Annotated in this window: 16 protein-coding genes; 7 read left to right on the top strand and 9 right to left on the bottom strand. The window is 40.0% G+C overall.

Going from position 1 to position 21,682, the window contains the following annotated elements:
- From WAA15_RS04730 to WAA15_RS04740, 3 genes are read right to left on the bottom strand one after another with little or no spacing between them, the layout of a single operon-like run.
- Positions 1-1,641, bottom strand: coding sequence for a hypothetical protein (locus WAA15_RS04730; RefSeq protein WP_337041368.1), 1,641 nt, complete (start codon positions 1,639-1,641; stop codon positions 1-3).
- The gene (locus tag WAA15_RS04735; RefSeq protein ID WP_337041370.1) at positions 1,638-2,285 is read right to left on the bottom strand and encodes a hypothetical protein; all 648 of its coding nucleotides are present in this window, start codon (positions 2,283-2,285) and stop codon (positions 1,638-1,640) included. The genes WAA15_RS04730 and WAA15_RS04735 overlap by 4 nt, the downstream gene beginning before the upstream one ends.
- Entirely contained in the window at positions 2,282-3,352 is a 1,071-nt protein-coding gene (locus WAA15_RS04740) for a hypothetical protein (RefSeq protein ID WP_337041371.1), read from the bottom strand. Before WAA15_RS04740 ends, WAA15_RS04735 begins: the two co-directional genes overlap by 4 nt.
- A gap of 846 nt (positions 3,353-4,198) precedes the next feature.
- On the opposite strand from WAA15_RS04740, the gene WAA15_RS04745 reads away from it, so the two are divergent.
- From WAA15_RS04745 to WAA15_RS04765, 5 genes are all read left to right on the top strand, one after another.
- Positions 4,199-6,769 carry a tail fiber domain-containing protein gene (locus WAA15_RS04745; protein ID WP_337041372.1) on the top strand — a complete coding sequence of 857 codons (2,571 nt, stop codon included), beginning with the start codon at positions 4,199-4,201 and terminating at the stop codon, positions 6,767-6,769.
- A 200-nt stretch (positions 6,770-6,969) separates the two neighbouring features.
- On the top strand, positions 6,970-8,121 hold the full coding sequence (locus WAA15_RS04750) for a threonine aldolase family protein (protein ID WP_337041374.1): 1,152 nt from the start codon (positions 6,970-6,972) through the stop codon (positions 8,119-8,121).
- Positions 8,122-8,166: 45 nt separating this feature from the next.
- Positions 8,167-9,255: a creatininase family protein gene (locus tag WAA15_RS04755; RefSeq protein ID WP_337041376.1), complete on the top strand. Its 1,089-nt coding sequence runs from the start codon at positions 8,167-8,169 to the stop codon at positions 9,253-9,255.
- A gap of 273 nt (positions 9,256-9,528) precedes the next feature.
- Positions 9,529-12,072, top strand: a complete 2,544-nt coding sequence (locus tag WAA15_RS04760) for an FtsK/SpoIIIE family DNA translocase (protein ID WP_337041377.1) — start codon at positions 9,529-9,531, stop codon at positions 12,070-12,072.
- Positions 12,073-12,136: 64 nt separating this feature from the next.
- Positions 12,137-12,784 carry a LolA family protein gene (locus tag WAA15_RS04765; protein ID WP_337041379.1) on the top strand — a complete coding sequence of 216 codons (648 nt, stop codon included), beginning with the start codon at positions 12,137-12,139 and terminating at the stop codon, positions 12,782-12,784.
- Positions 12,785-13,025: 241 nt separating this feature from the next.
- Here the strand turns inward: WAA15_RS04765 and WAA15_RS04770 are convergent, their stop codons facing one another.
- Positions 13,026-14,225 (bottom strand): acetyl-CoA C-acetyltransferase, encoded by a 1,200-nt coding sequence (locus WAA15_RS04770; protein ID WP_337041380.1) that lies wholly within the window; start codon positions 14,223-14,225, stop codon positions 13,026-13,028.
- Positions 14,226-14,364: 139 nt separating this feature from the next.
- Here WAA15_RS04770 and WAA15_RS04775 point away from each other — a divergent pair, with 139 nt between their 5' ends.
- Positions 14,365-15,552 (top strand): MDR family MFS transporter, encoded by a 1,188-nt coding sequence (locus tag WAA15_RS04775; protein WP_337041381.1) that lies wholly within the window; start codon positions 14,365-14,367, stop codon positions 15,550-15,552.
- A 29-nt stretch (positions 15,553-15,581) separates the two neighbouring features.
- Here WAA15_RS04775 and WAA15_RS04780 read toward each other — a convergent pair whose 3' ends face one another.
- Entirely contained in the window at positions 15,582-16,409 is an 828-nt protein-coding gene (locus tag WAA15_RS04780; protein WP_337041382.1) for a phytanoyl-CoA dioxygenase family protein, read from the bottom strand.
- A gap of 203 nt (positions 16,410-16,612) precedes the next feature.
- Between WAA15_RS04780 and WAA15_RS04785 the strand changes: the two genes are divergently transcribed.
- A complete protein-coding gene (locus WAA15_RS04785; protein ID WP_337041383.1) occupies positions 16,613-17,458 on the top strand; it encodes an AraC family transcriptional regulator in 846 nt (281 codons plus the stop codon).
- Between the two features lies 1 nt (position 17,459).
- On the opposite strand, the gene WAA15_RS04790 is transcribed toward WAA15_RS04785, so the two are convergent.
- From WAA15_RS04790 to WAA15_RS04805, 4 genes are all read right to left on the bottom strand, one after another.
- Positions 17,460-18,275, bottom strand: a complete 816-nt coding sequence (locus WAA15_RS04790; RefSeq protein WP_337041384.1) for a tetratricopeptide repeat protein — start codon at positions 18,273-18,275, stop codon at positions 17,460-17,462.
- A 171-nt stretch (positions 18,276-18,446) separates the two neighbouring features.
- Entirely contained in the window at positions 18,447-19,757 is a 1,311-nt protein-coding gene (gene rimO / locus WAA15_RS04795; RefSeq protein ID WP_337041386.1) for a 30S ribosomal protein S12 methylthiotransferase RimO, read from the bottom strand.
- Positions 19,758-19,971: 214 nt separating this feature from the next.
- The gene (locus WAA15_RS04800; protein ID WP_337041387.1) at positions 19,972-20,967 is read right to left on the bottom strand and encodes an aspartate-semialdehyde dehydrogenase; all 996 of its coding nucleotides are present in this window, start codon (positions 20,965-20,967) and stop codon (positions 19,972-19,974) included.
- Between the two features lie 138 nt (positions 20,968-21,105).
- Positions 21,106-21,678, bottom strand: a complete 573-nt coding sequence (locus tag WAA15_RS04805) for a 5-formyltetrahydrofolate cyclo-ligase (protein ID WP_337041388.1) — start codon at positions 21,676-21,678, stop codon at positions 21,106-21,108.
- Positions 21,679-21,682 lie beyond the last annotated feature (4 nt).

Consider the following 21,682-nt stretch of genomic DNA (forward strand, 5'->3'; position numbering starts at 1 on the left):
TTACCACTGGCGGTAAGAAATACTTAAGCTGAACTGGTGGAGAACTCCTTTAAAATTGCCACGTACGGGTTCAGTATTACCTAGTTTCAGGCTTTGGTAATTATAATTTGCCATTATTCTGAAATTCCCTAGCGTTTTATTACGCTTCCGGCTTATTTTTTCAATACCTATGCCTATTGTTCCTCCGAACGATGGTTGTATGTCAATTTCCCGTTTGTTTTCCTGCGTAACATAATTGGTGTATTCGTTACCAAAGTAATAATTATAGGTGGGAGCTATTGTGGCAACAAAACCTGTTTTCCAGCTCTGGCTAGGAAGTATATCATCAGGTATGGTCGAAAAAGTGTAATGCAAACCCGCCGTAAGGGTATTAAAGCCAAAGTGTTCTACCGAGTTTTTAATATTATTACCGTTTATAAGCAGCGTATAAAAATCTTGCTTTGCGTAGTTAAGGCTTAACTCATACCACGACTTCCGTGTCCAGCTATATATTCCCATACGCATACCCACCTGCAAAGTAGGTTTAAATGCTGCATCTATGGGCTTTCTGTCTATACTAAGTGCAGGTATAATATATTGCACCCCAACAGACGGATAAATAGCAAAGAAACTTTCTACCTCGACAATTCTTCTGCATTGCTCTAAGGGCAGCAACACTTTCTTTTTTTCTTCGTCGGTATAAAACTTTGACAACTCTAATTCTGCTAAAGACTTCTGATAGAATTCTATTGCTTCTCCGTATTTGCCTTTACCATGAAATACCCTGGCAGAATCGAGCAGGCTGATTGACCTCCGATGGTGATACACCTGATTTTTTAGATTTCTTTCTATTTCAGTAATGTTTGCATCTTCAGCTTCGGCCAAAACACTATCAATTTCGTCTATTACAAACTTTCGGGTTTTATAGGTAGGCAAAGTTAGGTTGTTAAAAACCACTTTCCAGTTTTTCAGAACCTTCATAGCCATACGTGTTCTGATTTCGAAACTTGGGTGATCAGAGGTACTTACTTTAAAGCCTAAACTTACAAGTTTGCTGATTCCGACAATCATTTTCTTTATCTGCACGCTATCTATCTGAGGATTATTCAATCTCAGAAACCAGATAGCCAGTATATCAGCCTCTAGTTCCTGAATATGTTTTATTTTTTCAATGCTAAAGTTTTTTCCTTTATAGGCCTCCTCAATTTGTCTTTCGGCTTCTTTGGATACTTTTTCAAAGTGGAGGTGGTTATGTGTATGATGCCCTACCTCATGCGCCAATACAAACAAATCGGCATCGTTGCGTAGGTTTGATATATCGGTCATGCGTTTTTTATTGTAAAGAATATAACGCCCTTTAGGTGCTACCGTACCATCGCAGATAGTAGCCAATGCAATTTCTTTTTCGGTACAGGTGCCGGGCAATACTTTTATGCTTTCCGTAAATGGCCTCGGCTGGTATTTGTTCAGTAGCTCAATAAGGTTCTTGACAAACACTTGCGCGTCACTATCCTTATAAAATCCGGGGTTCTGGTTTCTGGCATCTGTTGCTATTTTTGCAGCTTTACAATAACACTGGTCGTCAGGAAACTGCGCCAAAGCTCCCTGTGATGTTATAATCAGAAGTACAAAAACCAACCAATAAGTTATAAGACTTTTCATTTTTTATACTTGATAAGTTTCTGTGTCTGCGGGGCTTTTTTAAGCAGGAATGTATCCTGACCGATTAAAAACAAAGAGGCTTTCAGTTTGTAATCAAACACTACTGATAGTTTAGAATCTTTCAGGTTACTGGTAATTTCAGGAAGAACAATTTTTAAAGTATCCTTACTGGCTGTCTGGTATGTAGTATCTTTCTGGTTGATATTACTAAAAAACTGCACATTTATGTCTTTCACAAACACAGGCTCGGCTTTGTTTTGCGCCCCACTAAAGCCCGAGCCACCGTCATAGTTCATCTCAAAATACCCAACATTTAAGGCAAGTTGCTCAGGTTTATCTTTTTTAAATACAAAAAGATATAATCCGGCTATAAGCAGCAATACTGCCGCTATACTACTTATAAATCTGATGGTACGGGTTCTTTTCCGTTTGCTTTCCTGCTGTGTTTTCAGCAGCATTTCGAGTTCGTTTTTATAGACAAACTCGTCCTGCATTTGTGCTGCATCGTTCAATGCTTTTTTTAGTTCGAACCTCTTCCGAAATTCTTCGTCTTCAAGTAAGAGGTGATTAATCGTGACGAGGTCCTGCCCATTTGCTTCACCATTGAAATACCTCTCTATCAGGTTTTTATATTCTCTTTTCATGATGCCTGCAAGTTACTCATGATGTTTTTCAGTTTACCATTAAATCTATGTATAATGGTACCTACATTAGTATCTGTTTTTTTCACCACGCGCCCAATCGCTTTATGATTAGTTCCCATTTGGTGCATAGCTATTATATTCTGCGTTTCTTCTTTTGAGTCTCTGCACACCTTTACCACTGTTTCAAAATACATATCGTAGTTATCTAACGAATAAACATATTTTCGTTCTTTTTCTGTCAGCGGAATATCAGCGTAATCAGGGTCAGCCACAAGGTATTTTTCCTCATTTTCGGTCAGCTCATCTAGTGGCACAAATACAACGTCTTTTTCTTGTCTGGTAAAAAAGTTATTTTTACCAGTTTTCAGAAAAGTATAGAAGTAAGTATTTAAAGTTGAAGTAAGTTTAAAGTCAGGTTTGTTAATTTCCTCCAGAAACTCAAGTATTTTATTAGATACAATATCTTTCAGGTTATCGTTATCAAGGTTTTTTCCCAGATTCCATCTAAATACCTGTTTTAACAGTTTCTCAAAATATTGCTGATATTTGGCAAGTTTCAATTTGTCTTCGTTCTGGCTTACTCCTTTCAGCGAGTAAACAATCATCTGGCTTCTGAGGTATCCTTGAAAAAGCTGTTTCCGTAAACACAATTTATCGTTAATGATACATAGTGTTCTCAGCGACTCGCTCTTACGTAGTCTTTTTTCGAACGACTCCCACACATTTTCTTTAATTTGTTGCTCGTTGGTCTGAACAAAATAATTTTCAGGGTATAACTGCGGCCACAGTATGTCGTTGTATTGCTGCCATAAGCGTTTTTGTTGTTTGTTTCTAACAGCCTCGGCAATATCCGTATCGGCTTTGAGTATCAGTAGCTCAATAATTATTGCTACTAAATCGCCGCAGGTAACAGTATCTGGCACCTTATTTTTTTGTTGCAATAAACTGTTTTGCTCTAAAAAAAACTCAATGGCTGCATAGTTTATCTGTTGCTGATTCAGGAAACCATAATGCTTACGTATGTTTTCAGCTAAAGCACTAATTTCCTGCTTTTTTATTTGGGTCATAGGTCGTGAAAACATCATCATAGGGTCTAGTATTTTTACATTATCTGGTATGTAAAGTAAGTGTTTTTATAAAAAATATTTCTGAAATAGCATATTTTCTGGCAAAATGGTATTTCTGCCAAACAGAACGTCTATTTTTTCCAACAAGTATTTCAGGAATTAATAAACAGGCAAGATAAGTTTGCTTAAGGCGTATACGAAGCGGTTTCTGGTGTTTCTTTTGTCATAGTGTTTTATAGAGTATAAGGCTTATTAGGTATCTAAACAAAGTAAGACAAAAAACGAGTGGGGGTCAAGGAAAATTTATTATCCGGCTGTTTTGGGTAACTATTTTACAAAATCAGCCTTTTTTGTTAGAAAATTTGGCAGATAACCCTCCTGAAAATAGAGTACCAGAAACCGAAAAATAAGTAAATGAAAGAAATAAATCTGAAAAAATTTGTTTTAAACAATTTTATTAAACAATTTTGTCGAATAAAATTTTAGCATACTTCCAAAACCTGAACATAGCTATCAAAGTTATTATTAATCAGCGTTTTGACAATTGCTAATGAGTGAAACACTCCTATTATTATTATAAAAAGCTGATTTGAATTTTACTTTAAATCAGCGTCGTTTTCTCTTATATTTTTTTCATAAGTATGACTCTGCCAAGTCATATTTTTTTGAATCCATATTAAACAATTTTGTCGAACTTTTTTGTAAAAACCATATACTCATGTTTTCCCATGCTTATGTAACAAGACTAACAACACAGAAACCCTTATGAAGGATAATATTAGCGCAAAGCCAGTGCTATCTCAATAAATAACTCTATTCTATCAATAAAAAATAATTTAATTACCCATGAATGCTTCTAAAAGACAACTCCGCCATCTTATCTGTCTTTTCTTTTGCCTGATTGCTGTGAGCGAGGTTTTTGCACAGAGCACTACCATATTGCCTGCTTCACAAAATAATACCGACACCTTATCGACCAAGTTTTTAAGAATGACCAACGGAGCTGGTATGTTTAGGGTAATGATGTCAGACCCACAAGGAAATGGTTTCTGGATAGACCCTACTTTTCTTACCGATATTTATTGGTCAATGAATGGCATGGCAAATATGTATCAGATACCAGATGTAAATTTAGGAATTGGCACTACTTCTCCAAGTTATAAGCTGGATGTGCGCGCCACTAATGCTAATACCATTGCCAATTTTAGTGGAAATAATCAGAATGGCGTAGGCATACGAATATCCTCGGGGGTATCAGGCACAGTTAATGGGTCTGCGGTTTCATCAGAGTGGCAGATATACCATTCGGGTACTGGCATTACTGCCGACAATGGCGGCTTCGGCCAGTTACTTTTTAAAGACCAGACAGGCACTAAAATGATTTTACGAAATACAGGCCGCGTGGGCATAGGTGTACTGAACCCTTCCGAGATGCTCGAAGTAAATGGTAATGCCCGTATTAATGGCCATATTGATATTCAAAATACAGGGCTTAGTGTTTTTATTGGTGAAGGTGCTGGTAAAAAAGATGATTTAACGCAAAAATACAACACTTTTGTAGGCTTTAATGCCGGCAAAGAGGTTACCAGTGGCTCTAATAACTTAGCCATAGGCAGTGGCAGCCTCGAAAACCACACTACTGGTAGTTTTAACGTAGCTGTTGGCCGTCTGGCTATGATTAACAATATTTCAGGCACTAGCAATGTGGCCATAGGTGCAAATGCGGGTTTTAACGCTACGGGCAGTTTTAATGTTTTTTTAGGGAACAGCGCAGGTGCTGACGAAACAGGAAATGATAAGCTCTATATTCATAACTCCAACTCAACAACACCATTGATTTATGGCGATTTCATGAACCGCTATGTAGGTATCAACGACAGGCTGGTGGTAGGTGCCAATACGCCATCGAACAACCTTAACAAATTTGAAGTAGTAGCAAATGCCAACGGAAGTTTTCTGGTGCAAAACTGGCCTTCGGTAAATAATATAACGCTGGTATCAAGGCTATATTCTAAAACAGGTATGGCACCACAGATGCGTTTCGAGGGTGCGGGCGAAAGTGGCGGATTTATTGACATCGGGCAGGATACTAATGGTTCTTTTGTGATAGAAGGCAAAGATAGCCCGCTCATGGTTGTAAAAAGTCAGGGGCAGGTGGGTATCGGTACACAAGCTCCGGCTTCTCAACTCGAAATTGTTAGTAAAAACACCGAAACCCTCGAGGCTGCCAGTTCTTCCACTTCTGGCACTTTATTCACGTTAAAAAACTCATCAACAGGAGGAACAACTTGGGGTGTAGTTTCAACAGGGAAAAACAGTTCAGACGGCTCAGGAAATTTATTAATTAAAGAAGGGTCTACTTCACGAATGATTATCAAAAACCAGACTGGGTCTATCGGTTTTGGCACTAATACTCCGGCCTCTCAGCTAGAGGTAGTTTCTTCAGGTAACGAAACCCTACGGGCAACAAGCTCGTCGGCTACGGGTACGTGGTTTGCCATTAATAACACATCTACGGGTGGCAATAACTGGAAGTTTGTTTCTACGGGCAGCTCTAACTCTGAAGGCAGCGGAAACTTGCTTTTAAAAGACAATTCGGGGGTGAAAATGATTGTTAAAAGCTCTGGTGCTGTTGGCATCGGAACCGATAACCCCACGAAAGCAAGATTAGTTATTACAGGTAGCCAGTTAGCTACGATGTCGTACGGGTATATTAATGCTAGTGCCTCTACCGGAACCTCGTCAGGCACAAACTATTATTCAATTTATGCCTCTGACCGTATTGCTGCTACTGAATTTAATGCCTTCTCGGATGCCAGAATCAAGAACATTCAAGGCATTACCAATAACGAAAATGACCTGCTGACACTGGCTAAAATTCAAATAACCGACTATACCTTTAAAGACAAAATAGGCAAAGGCAACGGGCAAAATAAAAAAGTAATTGCCCAACAGGTAGAAACCGTTTATCCGCAGGCTGTAAGACAGATAACCGACTGTATACCTGACATCTACCAGTTAGCAGAAGCACAAAACAATTTTATCAGATTACCCAACCACAATTTAAAAACTGGTGAAAGAATAAAGATTATTTTTGATAACAAACAGGAAGTTTTTGAAGTAGGAAATATTGAGGCCAATGGCTTTACTATCTTAAATACTGAAATTCCGGTAAATAATCAGCATGTATTTATCTATGGCAGAGAGGTTTCCGACTTCCGTTCTGTCGATTATGAAGCCCTCACGACCCTTAACATTTCGGCAACACAGGCTTTATTAAAAAAACTCAACGAGGCCGAAAACAGAATTACTCAACTCGAAAAACAACAGGAGAAAATCCTGAGCATGGAAGCAAGGCTGATTGCATTAGAAAAGCAATATCAGTTTGCTTCAGAAAGTACCAAAACTACCCGATAACCAAGCATTTCCCTGATTTCTGGCTGAGCCATCCAGTCTACTGATATAGCCCAGCCAGAAACTACTCCTATTCTCCTGCTCACTGTTTCTGCTTTTGTGTTTCCTTAAAGAAAAATCCGTTCTTTATGGGCAAAACTTCATTTTTATGACTAACTTTAGTCAGTAATTTCTTATTTATTTCAATAGCACTTCCTACCCTTATGAGCCATTTACATCGCAGAAATTTCCTGAAGATGTCTTCTGCTTTTACACTTGCCCCTACCCTCTCAACACAGGCTTTCCCATCAGATAATACCATGCCTGAGAATGCTACAAATATCAATTTTGTATCTGACGGACTCATATTATCCCCTGCTGGTTTTGCTCGGCTTTTAAGCGAGCTTACCCAAAACGAAGCATTGAAAGCTGATAATTTTTCATTAAATGGCTGTGTAGAAATACTAGAAACCAAAATGGCGAAGATACTTGGTAAAGAAGCAGCCGTTTTTATGCCTACGGGTACGCTGGCAAATCATCTGGCTATCAGAACATTGGCAGGCAACAACCATAGGGCTATTGTACAGTACGAAAGCCACGTTTATAACGATACGGGCGATAGCGTACAGACCTTGAGTAACCTTAACCTGATTCCGCTAGGAATGAATAAAGCCACTTTTACGGCCGAAGAGGTAAATGAAGTAATTAAACGCACGGACAGCGGCAGAGTAGCCGGAAAAGTAGGCGTTATATCTATTGAATCGCCGGTACGCAGAAAAACCGGCGAAATGTTCGATTTTGAAGAAATGAAAAAGATTTCGGCACTAGCCCGAAATGAGGGTATCCGTATGCACCTCGATGGCGCACGGCTTTTTCTGGCCTCTGGCTATACAGGTATCAGTCCGGCTACTTATACTTCTTTGTTCGACACCGTTTATGTATCTCTGTATAAATATTTCAATGCTCCTTCGGGTGCTATACTGGCTGGCCCTAAAGAACTCATAGTCCCTATGTATCATACCCGCCGGATGTTTGGCGGCGGTTTACATCAGGTATGGCCTTTTGCAGCGGTTGCCACGCATTATCTGGAAGGTTTTCAGGAACGATACACTAAAGCCATTGCTATTTCGGAAGACTTCATCAAAAAACTAGGTACTCATGACAGCTTTGACATTCAGCGGATTCCGAATGGAACCAATATTTTTCAGCTAAAGGTGAAAGATACTCCGGTAAAGACTTTTTCTGAAAACCTCGGCAAAAAGGGCATTATAGCCCGCCCCAACGAAACAGGCGGCATGAATCTGTTAGTGAACGAGTCATTACTACAAACCAATGCTTCGGCGTTGGCATCGGCATTTATAGACAGCCTTAAATAAAACCCGATTATATTTTTTATTACACTACTTACTAAACTGTAACTCATGAAAAAACTGGCCTTATTTTTCTGTTTATGTTTTTGCTTGACTGGTTTTGCTCAAAAAAGAAACCCCAAAAACAAAGCAATTTTTTTGGAAGATATAAGCTGGACAACGGCACAGCAAATCCTGAACAGCGAAACAGTAGTGGTTATTCCTTTAGGAGCGGCCTCAAAGGAGCATGGCCCTCATTTACCCCTTTCAACTGATTTTATTCAGGCCGAAGGGTTGGCTAAAAAAGTAGCACTTGAAAAAAACGTAGTTATTACCCCCACCGTGAGTTATGGGTTTTATCCGGCTTTTCTGAAATATGCTGGGTCAACCAGTACTACTTTTGCTACTGCTACCAATATGGTTGTCGAAATTGTCAGGAGTCTGGCGGCTTATGGGCCAAAAAGATTTTATATTATCAATGTAGGTGTAAGCACTACCCCAACGCTCGAAACAGCCGCTAAAACTTTGGCCGAAGAGGGTATTTTGTTGTATTATAGCCGTTATGACCGCCCTTCGTTCGATAAAGCAGAAGCACGCTTCAGAACCAAAGCTTATAGTGGCCATGCCGATGAACTGGAGACATCAAACGTACTAAGCCTTAGGCCCGACCTCGTAAATATGACTAAAGCCGTAAACGACTCAAGCATGAAAGGCAAAAGCGGTAATATGACTCCCATCATGATTGAAGGTGGAAACCTCAACAAAAGTGGTATTAACGGTTATGCTGCACTAGGCACAAAGGAGAAGGGAGAAAAAAACATGACTTCATTTGCGCATGAGCTTATGAAAGAAATAGATAGTGTAGCTACTTGTAGCTTACCCTCTGCCAAAGACAGGCAGGCCGAATATGCCGCCTATGAAGGAACCTACGAAGATGCCACTGGAAAACAACTCGTTATCAGTCAGAAAAATAATATCTTGTATTTTGTCTGGAACGGGCGCGATACACGCAATTTCTTCCATTTATTTAAAGATGCACCCGATTATTTTTCTTCTATGAACATGAATATCTTATTCGTCAGGAATGATGCCGGAATTGTAAGCAAAGCATGGTGCCAATTCAGAGGTGAGCGTTTCTGGGTAACCAAAACCTTGAAATAATTTCAGGCAAAAAACGTTTTCTTGCCATAGGGGTTAATCTTACCAATTATACTTATTACTCACGAATCTGTTTTTCGTTGAGAAACACCTGTTTTGCGTCATAAATTATGGCTACTATACAGAATTACTGCGCCAATAAATTTAAAAAACTTATTGGCAACTATTTATTTTGTTATGGTGCCGAAGTGTTTATTTTCTCAGATTTTACGGGTTTTTGTTGTAATATTCCTATATTTGTTTTAAAATTCATTGCTTTCCAAGATAATTCATAAGATGTCCGGTAATACATTTCGCAAAAAACAGCCGCCGAAGAATACGCCACGTAGTACTTCGAAAGGTGCGAGTAGCAGCGGAACTCAGGTACCTATTGAGTTCAATATCAGCACCGACAGCTACTTGTTAGCGTTTGGTATCTTCTTACTGATTCTTTCAGTAATTCTTCTTGTTTCGTTTATCTCACACCTGATTACGGGCGATGCCGATCAGGATATTGTTCAGCGCACGTTTTCTGCCGCACTCGAACAGACCGACCGCAAGCCACGCAACATGATGGGCCTCATGGGTGCTTATGTATCTCATTACTTTATTTTTCAGTGGTTTGGTATTGCTGCCTTCGGGTGGTTACCTGTGGTTTTCTGGGCTGGTTACAGGCTTGTGTTCAAAAGAGATTTATTACCCCAAAGCCTGAATCGGTTTACGCTCGCTACCATTTTTTATATTTTCTGGACCAGTATCTTCATCGGTTATTTTGCATTACTCGCCGAGCTACCCGCAGGTATTTTTTGTGGTGGCATTGGCTATACCGTAAATCAGTTTCTGCATCATGCTATTGGCTCGGGGGGTATTTTAATAATCTTGCTCGTATTAGCGGCATGGGTTATTTTCTTCCACGGATACAGTAATATCGACGACTGGTTTCTGGCAAAATATTTTCAACGCGCACCAAAAGAAGACCTATCAACAGAACGTATCCGCCAGACCTTACAGTTGGATGATGATATTGTAGAACCAGAACCTTTCAGAAAAAAAGAGCAGGATAGAAACGATTTTGTGAAACCCGAAGAACCTGAAATACCTGTTGAAGTTCCTAAACCTTTCGATGAAAAACCCGTAGCCAAGCCAGTATCAACAACTACGGCTCAGCCCGAAGCAGATAGACCTGAACCTGTTAAAAATACCATTTCTAACGAGCCATTTAAAGGTGGGCCTACGTTTATTATTGAAGATAACCGAGATAAAGAACCTGAAAACGAAGAGTATGACACAGAGTTGGACGACGATGATGTAAATGAAAAAATACTGAAAGACTTTGGTTTGTATGACCCAACCCTCGACCTTGAAAATTACCAGTATCCACCAGTTACGCTACTGACCGAATATAATAATGCAGGCGGTAAAGTAACAGAGGAAGAGCTAGAGGCCAACAAAAACAAGATTGTAGAAACTATGCGAAATTTCCAGATTGGGATTTCGAGCATTAAAGCAACCATTGGGCCTACTGTTACGCTTTATGAAATTGTGCCGGATGCAGGTATCAGAATTTCAAAAATTAAAAACCTTGAAGATGATATTGCCCTGAGTTTATCAGCTTTAGGCATTCGTATTATTGCCCCTATGCCCGGAAAAGGAACCGTCGGGATTGAAGTACCAAACAAAAACCGCGAAATGGTTACCATGAAATCGGTTATTTCAAATGAGAAATTTCAGAAAAGCTCCTTTGAGTTACCTATTATTTTGGGCAAAACCATTTCAAACGAAGTATTTATCAGCGATTTAGCCAAGATGCCTCACTTGCTTATGGCAGGGGCTACGGGTCAGGGTAAGTCGGTAGGTTTGAACGTGATTCTAACCTCCCTTTTATACAAGAAACACCCTGCCCAGATAAAATTTGTATTGGTTGACCCCAAAAAAGTAGAATTAACACTTTATAACAAAATTGAAAGGCATTTCCTTGCCATGCTTCCGAATTCGGAAGAAGCCATTATTACCGATACCAAGAAAGTAATTTATACCCTGAATTCGCTTTGTATCGAAATGGACAACCGTTATAACTTATTGAAAGATGCAGGCGTAAGAAATATTCGTGAATACAATGCCAAATTTGTTCAACGCCGTTTGAATCCTGAAAAAGGGCATAAATATCTGCCATATATTGTACTGGTGATTGATGAGTTAGCTGACCTGATGATGACCGCCGGCAAAGAGGTTGAACAACCTATTGCACGCCTTGCACAGTTAGCCCGTGCCATTGGTATTCATTTGATTGTAGCCACCCAAAGGCCATCGGTCAACGTAATTACAGGTTTAATTAAAGCTAACTTCCCTGCACGTTTGTCGTTTAAGGTAACGTCTAAAATCGACTCGCGAACCATTCTTGATACAGGTGGCTCTGAACAATTAGTAGGTAATGGTGATATGCTGCTCTCGATGGGGTCAGACATGGTTCGTTTACAATGCCCGTTTGTAGATACGCCCGAAGTAGAAGAAATCTGCGAATTTATTGGTAGCCAACGCGCCTATGAGTCGGCGTATATGTTGCCTGAGTTTTATGGCGAAGAAGAAGGAGAAACATTGGATTTTGACCCTTCGGAGCTTGACCCTATGTTTGAAGAAGCCGCCCGACTGTTGGTTACCCACCAACAGGGAAGTACATCGTTGATTCAGCGTAAAATGAAACTGGGCTATAACCGTGCCGGAAGAATCATCGACCAACTGGAAGGTGCAGGCATTGTTGGACCATTTGAAGGCAGCAAAGCACGCGAGGTTTTAGTGAAAGATATTACCCATTTAGAAGAAATTTTACGAAATTTGCGCTAGAATTAATCTTTGGTCTATTTTTTTAGTCTAAAAGAGGTAATATCCCCAATTTAAATTTAGAATAATGAAAAAACTGTTTTTAATACTCACTAATCTGTTTCTTGTTAGCAGCCTAGTGTTTGCGCAAAAAGACAAGAAAGCGACTGCTATTCTGGACGAAATGAGTAAAAAATACCAAAGTATGAAATCGTTCAGCGCATCTTTTACTTACGGTACCGAAGGGAACAATGCTAAATTAACAGAAAGCTATAAAGGTGACGTAACTGTAAAGGGAAGCAAATTTCATTTAAAAATGGCTGGGCAGGAGCTTTTTGCTAATGGAAAAGACCTTTATACGTATGTAAAAGAAACCAATGAGGTAAATATTACTGAATTTGACCCCGCTACGCAAGAAGAGTTGTCACCAACCAGAATATATAGCATCTACAAAAAAGGCTATAAATATATTTTTCTGGAAGAGGTAAAAGAAGGAAGCCAGTATTACGAAGTGGTAGAGCTTTCGCCGGAAGATAAATCAAGTAAAATTGCGAAAGTGCAGATTAAAGTCGATAAAAAAGATAAATCAGTAAAATCGTGGAAAATCTGGGACAAAAACGGTAAACGTACGGTTTTCCGTGTAGACAAATTTATGCCCAATGCCCCTGCCGATGACAAACTATTTACTTTCGATAAAAGCCGTTATCCGGGTGTTGAAGTAGTAGACTTACGATAAATCTCTGTTATTAGTTTATATAATACCTCCTTGTAAGTTTTCCTTGCAAGGAGGTATTATTTTATGGCATCTTCTGTATTTGTTGACTTTAGCCAATAACTGACATTAAGTAGACCTATAATTTTACAGGCAACTACCTGAACTAACGCCTACAAATATTACTACTAACAATACCTCTCTTACTTACCTTTTTTTATAAAATCGGATAAACCTTTCTCTTAAGGCCACAAGGTATTGTTGGCTAAACTCTTTCAAAAATAGTAGCTATTCCCATACCACCACCAATGCAGAGTGTTACCAGCCCTGTACCTTTACCTGACCTTTCCATTTCGTCGAGTATAGTAGTTGATAAAATTGCTCCGGTAGCTCCAAGCGGATGCCCTAATGCAATAGCTCCTCCACTGATATTCACCTTTGCGTGGTCAACGCCAAGTTTATCCATAAACAACATTGGTATAGCGGCAAAAGCCTCATTTACCTCAAAAATATCTATATCATTAATATTCATTCCGGCTCTTCTGAGTACTTTTTGCGTGGCTGGAATAGGCCCTGTTAGCATAATTGTTGGCTCTGACCCCACTACTCCGAAAGCCTTTATTCTGGCACGGGGTTTTAAGCCCAGTTTTTCACCCATAGCTTTATTTCCTACCATTACGGCTCCTGCACCATCACTTATTTGTGAGGAATTACCGGCATGATGCACATGATTGATACTAACCAGATGATTATATTTCATTAAAGCCAGGGCATCAAGCCCCATACTGCCTATCATCTCAAAAGCTGGTTTTAACTTGCTCAGTGACTCAACGGTAGTGTCAGGCCTGATACCTTCATCTCTGTCGAGAACAGTAAGCCCGATTTCATCTTTTACCGCTACCATTGATTTATAATAAGCGTTTTTTTGTGCCTCTACTGCGCGTCTTACAGACTCCGCGGCATAAGTATCTACCTCTGTTCTGGAATAGTTATATTTAGTAGCAATGAGGTCGGCAGATATACCCTGTGGCACCAGTTTATGATGCGCTATCATTTCAGGATTCATCATGAGTGCGCCACCGTCAGACCCCATAGGCACGCGTGACATAGACTCTACCCCTCCTGCAATAATCAAATCGGCCTGCCCCGACATTACATAAGCGGCTGCCATATTGATAGCCTCCAGACCCGACGAACAGAAACGGTTCACTTGTACTCCTGCTACGGTTTCGGCATAACCCGCTTCCAACACGGCTGCCCGTGCAATATCGCCCCCTTGTTCGCCAATAGGCGAAACACACCCCATAATTACATCATCTACAAGACTGGTATCTAAGGCGTTGCGTTCTTTCAGGGCTTTCAGCACAGTAGAAAGTAATTGAACAGGTTGTATATCGTGCAAAGAACCATCTGACTTTCCGCGCCCACGAGGCGTCCGAATGGCATCATATATATAGGCTTCCATTAGATAAGAGTGTATAAAGTTGAATAAAATTGGTATGCTTGCATACCTACTATGACAAAACTAAGAAATTGTTTAGTTTGATGCAAGCACATAAAATATTACCTTTGCTCAGGCGCTATTACTCTCGACTTTCCTCCAAATGGTTTCTTTATTTCGTAATGCTTTCAGTGGTCTTTCAAGGCATATCTGGCTTTTAGCAATCGTCATGTTTATTAACCGTAGTGGCACTATGGTAATTGCCTTCCTGACTGTATACCTGACTCAGAAACTCCATTTCAGTATTGAACAGGCAGGTGTAGTTATGACTTTATTCGGGGTAGGCTCTATTTTCGGCACATGGATGGGTGGAAAACTGACCGATAAAATCGGGTATTATCCGGTACAGTTCTGGAGTTTATTTCTGGGTGGTATTATGTTCATGGTTATGGTGCAAACCCAGAACTTTTACCTGCTGTGCCTGTATGCTTTTTGCCTCAGTACTTTAGGCGAAGCCTACCGCCCCGCCAATTCGGCCTCTATTGCTGATTTCAGTACTCCCGAAAACTTTACCCGTTCGGTTTCGCTGATACGGCTGGCCATTAATCTGGGCTGGTCTATCGGGCCGGCTATTGGCGGTTTTCTGGCAGCACACGATTACAAGCTTTTATTCTGGGCCGACGGCCTAACCAACGTAGGAGCCGGACTAATGGTATGGGTGTTTCTGAGAGGGGGCCGTAAAAAGAAAATGGCAACAACCAATAAGGTAGTTTATGACAAAAAAGATTCGGCCATGCGTGATTACCTTTACCTCATATTTATTGCCTTAACAACAATTTATGCCATTGCTTTTTCGCAGTTATTTACAATCGGGCCACTGTTTTATAAAGAAGCCTGCCATCTTTCCGAAACCAGAATCGGGTATCTGCTAGGTTTAAATGGTTTAGTAGTAGCGTTACTTGAGATGGTTTTTATTTACAAAATTGAAGGGAGATTCAACCGCCTGTCGCTGATAAGTTTTGGCACTTTACTAGTGGTGCCTAACTATATTATTTTTCTGTTTACGCATCAGTATGAGTGGTTAATTGTAGGGATGCTATTTGCCACTTTTTCAGAAATGTTTGCCATGCCTTTTATGAATTCCTTTAGCCTCGACCGTGCTAAACCTCATAATCGTGGGCAGTATTCGGCTCTTTATGCCATGAGTTGGTCAATTGCACAGATTTCGGCCCCACTTATAGGTACCCAGACTATTGCCCATTTTGGTTTTAATGCTTTATGGTATATTTTGGGGTGTTTTGGTATAATAGCCACACTAGGTTTTGGAGTTTTAAGAAAAAGACTGACTTAAAACTCCGGTAGGATATTAGTAGCGGGGTATTAGTATTGATATAGTATAGGGTTTAATGGTCCGTCGGCGATGTTGCCCACCGGCTTGGCATCAAGCCATGTTTGCCAGTCGGCAATGCGATACCTGTTGGTGGGTTCAATAATCCTGATGTCTTTATCCATATAAATCATGGTCATTACTTTTCGGGGTTTACCCGACAAGTTAGCCCCTGCCCTATGGTAAGTCCATCCGGCATGATAACTCACCTCTCCTAAGTCGAAGGGGGTATCGTTCATGTTGAATTGTTTCAGGGTCTGGGCAAGTAATGCTTCTGACTCATCCGAGATTTCCTTATCGCGCCCGATTTCGACATTCTGGCTTTTTTCAGCAAATGCCAGAGGTCCCATTTCCATAGGCGTATTTTGTAGAGGAATCCAGACAGTAATTGTGTTTGCGTTTGAAAGAGGCCAGTAAAACTGGTCGGCGTGCCAAGGGGTAATGCCACCTGAAGGTTCTTTGTAAAGGGCTTGGTCATGATAGAGTCTCACACCGGAGACTCCCATCAGTTCCGTAGCAATTCGAGCCAGACGTTTAGAAAAGACAAACTCTTTTACTTCTTCATTTTCGCGCCACATATTCATAATTTGTAAGAACGCCTTTTCATAAGTAGTACGTTCTTCCATTGGTTTAGTAAGTTTATTGAGCTTAAAAACCAAATCGGTGATTATTTCGCCATAATAAGCCAGTACTTCAGCCGATAACACATTTTTAAGTTTTACATAACCATTTTCGGTATAAAAAGCGATGGCTTCTTCCGATAAAATGAAGGGTTCGTTGAGTTGTTGTAAAAGCGACGTCTTTTCTACGGCGGCAAACATTGCTAATAATGTTAAGGTTGAATAGTGCCACAAAGTTCGATAGAATTTTTCTAAGAAAAATCTTTATTATTTTCATTTTTATGTGTTATTTTAACATAATTTTCTATTAGTAGATATTTTTTATGTTAATTAATATCTCTAAGGTATGTTTATTTATTACGCTTTAGATGCCATTCATGGTCAATAAAGCGATAAGGTATATTATGAAAGCTTTATTTGAAAAAATATTAACTGACGAAGGCTCGTCGTTTCTGACTCGTTATGTTGCTTTGCCATATTTTGATGCGCCATTGCATTATCATCCTGAATATGAGCTGACATTTATCGTAAAAGGGCAGGGTAAACGTTTTGTGGGTGACAGCGTCTTTAACTTCAAAGCAGGTGATTTAGTTCTGCTGGGGTCGAATCTGCCGCATTTCTGGCGTAGCGAAAGGCTTACAAAAAATGAGGAAGATTTACATGAAGCCATCGTGATTCAGTTTTCGACAAGCTTTGTAGATAACGTTTTGCAGGCTCTACCTGAGTGTAAATCAATTGTTGCTTTACTTAATCTTGCTAAGTCGGGTATCTGGTTTGCTGAAACCTACGCCCCTGCCGTCAGGAAAGTATTTGAAACCGAAGGCTTAAACCGTTTACTTGCCTTAATTGAAGCGTTGGCGCAGCTAGCGGCAAGCACCGATTACCAGTTGCTGGCCAGCGAAGGGTTTAATATAAAACCTGATGAAACCGAAAATGAAAGAATGAGAAAGATTCTGGAATATACGCTGGAGAATTTTCAGCAGGATATTTCGCTTGATTCTATTGCAGGTATTGCCAACTTGACGGTCCCGTCGTTTTGTAGATACTTTAAGGCGCGTACAGGTAAAACCTACGTTTATTTTCTTAACGAAATCAGGTTGAGCAACGCCCGTAAGTTGTTGATTGATAACGAACTGGATATTAGCCAGATATGTATAGAGTGCGGGTTTCAGAACCTCTCACATTTCCATCGGATTTTCAAAAGCCAGACAGGGCTTACCCCACTGGCCTATCGCAGAAGATTTGGTTAATTTATTGCCCTTTTTTAAAGATACCTCTGGGGTCATCTTTCTTGTCGAGTAATGCCTGTAATATTTCAGGATTAGCGTTTTGCGGGTCTAGCTCGTAGCCTTTATGAAAGTTATTCCAAGCCTCGTCTAACTGGTTATTAAATAACTTTGCCAGCGACATCTGCATATATGCATTGGCACTTTCGGGTGTTTTCTGGATGGCTTTATTCAGAAGGCTGAGGGCTTCTTGCAGGTGTTCATCTTTTTTATCAACAATGAACCATCGGAGATATACCGTTGATAAATCTACCATCAATGTGGTGTTATCTTCATCGTCAAGTTCGAGGCCATGCAGCATCAGCGCAACGGCATCTTCATATTTTTCGTTCTGGTAATCAATTACGCCCAAGCCCCAGTAAACGTCTACGTTTTCATCATCCAGTAAGTATGCCAGATTAAATCTGTAAGTAGCAGTATCTTTCTGGCCTTCGCTCAGGTACTCCCAAGCTCTTTGAGAGAAAAACTCACTTGCTTCTTTGCGTGTTTTGAAGTTTGCATCGCATACTTTCAGAAACTCTTCGTCAATAGCTTTCTGGCTATCGGTTTTATCATATCCGCCAAAAAGAGGCATCAGGTGGATATTCAAACCGGTAGGTGCAAAGCGTTTTTTCGTGTTTTTCTTGTCTGATTCAGGAATAAACGAATTAGGCTTGGTAGTATGTACGGTATTTGATGAAAAAACACCAATGTTCGTACTTTGGGAACGAAAAACAGGTTGTTGGGCTAGTAATCCGGTCGATACAAGTACAGATACGCACGATAACAAATACAATCTCATCACTTTTCTTGACATGAACATCGAATAAATAACGTCAGACTTATCAATATTATTAGAATTTGTAAAAATTTTAATAAATCATCAAAAGTGCATTATTTGAACAGCTATTGTGTGTTACAGATAATTTACCTCATGTAAAGGAAAGCCCTATATTGTTTGGTATGAAAGTAGTTATTGTACTACTTCACCATATAAATCAAATTCTGTTGCATCAGTAATTCTGACCTGAGCGAAATCACCTCTGCGTACATATTGCGAAGCTGGCACAAGTACCTCATTATCAACCTCTGGCGAATCAAACTCTGTGCGCCCAATAAAATGCCCTCCTTCTTTTCTATCAAAAAGCACTTTATATGTTTGCCCTATTTTCTGCTGATTCAACTCTTGTGAAATTCCCTGTTGTAACTCCATAATGAGGTCGTTACGTTCTTGCTTGACTTCGGCCAGAACATCGTCAGGCATTGAGTAAGCATGGGTATTTTCTTCGTGCGAATACTGAAACACCCCCAGACGTTCAAAACGCATCTGTTCTACAAAGCGATACATTTCTTCAAAATGTTCTTCAGTTTCGCCGGGATGCCCCGTAATTAACGTAGTACGTAGGGCTAACTCAGGGATAGAATCACGGATTGTCTTGATGAGGTCTTCGGTTTTTTCTCTGGTAATACCTCTACGCATAATTTTCAACATCTCGGTCGAACCATGCTGCAATGGCATATCAAGGTATTTACAGATATTGGAACGGTTTTTAATTACATCGAGCACCTCTAACGGAAAGCCTGACGGGTACGCATATTGCAGACGAATCCATTCAAGCCCTTCTACATCCGACAGTTGGTCGAGTAAATTAGCTAATTCTCTTTTTTTATACAAGTCTAGTCCGTAATATGTTAAATCCTGTGCTATAAGTATCAGTTCTTTTGTACCTTTTCTTACCAGATTTTTGGCTTCCAGCACTAGATCTTCTATCGATTTCGATAAATGTTTACCACGCATAAGCGGAATAGCGCAAAAGCTGCAAGGGCGGTCGCAGCCTTCCGAGATTTTCATGTAGGCATAATGGGCAGGCGTAGTCAGGAGTCGTTCGCCCACTAATTCCTGTTTATAGTCAGCTTTGAGGGTCTTTAGCAAGCGCGGAAGCTCGTTGGTTCCGAACCACGCATCTACTGTCGGGATTTCGACCTCCAGTTCGTCTTTATAACGATGCGACAAACACCCCGTTACGTAAACTTTATCAACTACACCAGCGTCTTTGGCATCAACATAGCGAAGAATGGTATCAACAGATTCTTGTTTGGCGTTATCAATAAAGCCACAGGTATTGATAATGACAATGTTAGAATCATCTTTTTTCGACTCATGTGTTACATTGTAGCCGTTGCCTTTTAGCTGGGTATATATTACCTCTGAATCGACTAGGTTTTTCGAACAACCAAGTGTAACTATATTTATTTTATTTTTTACAGAACCTTTTGTTTTCAACTTAGATATGTATTGGAATATGAGAATAATAGAATAGTTTAACGGCTATTCGGCTTACAAAGTTCGGAAAAGAATAGAATAATAAAAAGTTTAAGCTAACATAGGTGCAGGTTTGTACTTATTTATTGTAAGTTACCTGTATGTACTTAAGCACCAATAACAAAAGAAAGGGTACCCCGTTATCAGGATACCCTTTCGATATACTTTCAGAGAATTAAGCAATCAGGCCTTTACCTAATAGGTATTCAGCAATCTGAACAGCGTTTGTTGCTGCCCCTTTACGAAGGTTGTCTGCTACAATCCAAAGGTTTAAAGTATTTGGTTGAGACTCATCACGACGAATACGGCCTACAAAAACCTCATCTTTTCCGTGTGCATTAATTGGCATCGGATACACAAAGTTTTTAGGGTCGTCCTGAACAATTACACCTTCTGTTTCGCTTAAAAGCTTTGTTACATCTGCCAAGTCGTAGTCGTTTTCAAACTCAATATTTACAGCTTCTGAATGCCCGCCAATTGTCGGGATACGCACTGTTGTTGCAGTAACAGCAATGCTATCGTCACCCATGATTTTCTTGGTTTCGTTGGTCATTTTCATTTCTTCTTTTGTATAACCATTGTCCAGAAAAACATCAATGTGAGGCAGCACATTCAGGTCAATTTTATGAGGGTATACTTTTTTGGCCTCATCGTCGCCGCTTCTTTCAGCAAAAAGCTGGTCAACTGCGGCTTTTCCTGTACCTGTAACAGACTGATACGTTGAAACAACCACACGTTTAATTTTGTATTTATCGTGCAATGGTTTCATTACTACTACCATCTGAATTGTTGAGCAGTTCGGATTAGCAATAATTTTGTCGTCTGCTGTTAAAGTATCGGCGTTTACTTCTGGCACTACCAGTTTTTTGGTAGGGTCCATTCTCCAAGCCGATGAATTGTCAATGACTGTGATACCCGCTTCTGCAAATTTCGGAGCCAACGCCAACGAAGTACTTCCACCAGCCGAAAATATTGCCACCGCAGGCTTCATCTTGATTGCGTCTTCGTAGCTTACAACCGTAAACTGCTTACCCTTAAATTCAACCTGCTTACCAACTGATTTTTCTGAAGCAACAGGAATGATTTCGGTAACGGGGAAACTGCGTTCCGCCAAGACTTTCAAGATTTCGGTGCCTACCAGCCCGGTAGCACCTACAACTGCGATTTTCATGATTAATAACTCGCTCTTTAGAGGAGAAAAATTTAGTTAGACATATATTTACACTAAAGCCCCAATTTGCAAAGGGGCTTTAGTGTGCAAAAATAATATAATTTTTTGTTTGTTTTTCTTGGAATAATACAAAATATTTTAAAAGCTCCAGATTCCATTGGGTGTAACGCAATAATTAAGCCTTATGTCTCCCGGATTTACATCTTCAATAACCTCAACAGGGTCAAAGAAAGAAACGCCGATTTTAACTACATCGGGCCTGCATTGGGTCAAAAAGCGGTCATAATAGCCTTTGCCGTAGCCTACCCGATTGCCCTGTTTGTCGAAAGTAAGCAAAGGGAGCAACACGAGGTCTACATCTTTAGGGTTGACCGTCAGCGGCGAACAGTTAATGGGCTCTGGTACACCAAATTTATTTTCGAGCAGAATAGTATCTTTTTTTAAGCTGTAATTGGTCAGGCTGCCATCGTCATGGCTTTTAGGAATAACAATGTCGGCCGAAAAATCTTTTCTTAAAGTATCGATAATTAATTCTGTATTAACTTCATTTTTATGCTTAATAGGCATAAAGGTATGAATAACGGCATATTGATGAATAGGAAAACTCTGGAAAAGCCAATCATGGATTTTCTTTGAATACTGATTAATTTCTGAGGCTGGTATTTCCTTTCTTCTTTGAAGGTATTCCTTTCTTAAAGCCGCTTTTTTCATACTA

Origin of the sequence: Emticicia sp. 17c (assembly GCF_037153985.1) — a bacterium.
Taxonomy (GTDB): domain Bacteria; phylum Bacteroidota; class Bacteroidia; order Cytophagales; family Spirosomataceae; genus Emticicia.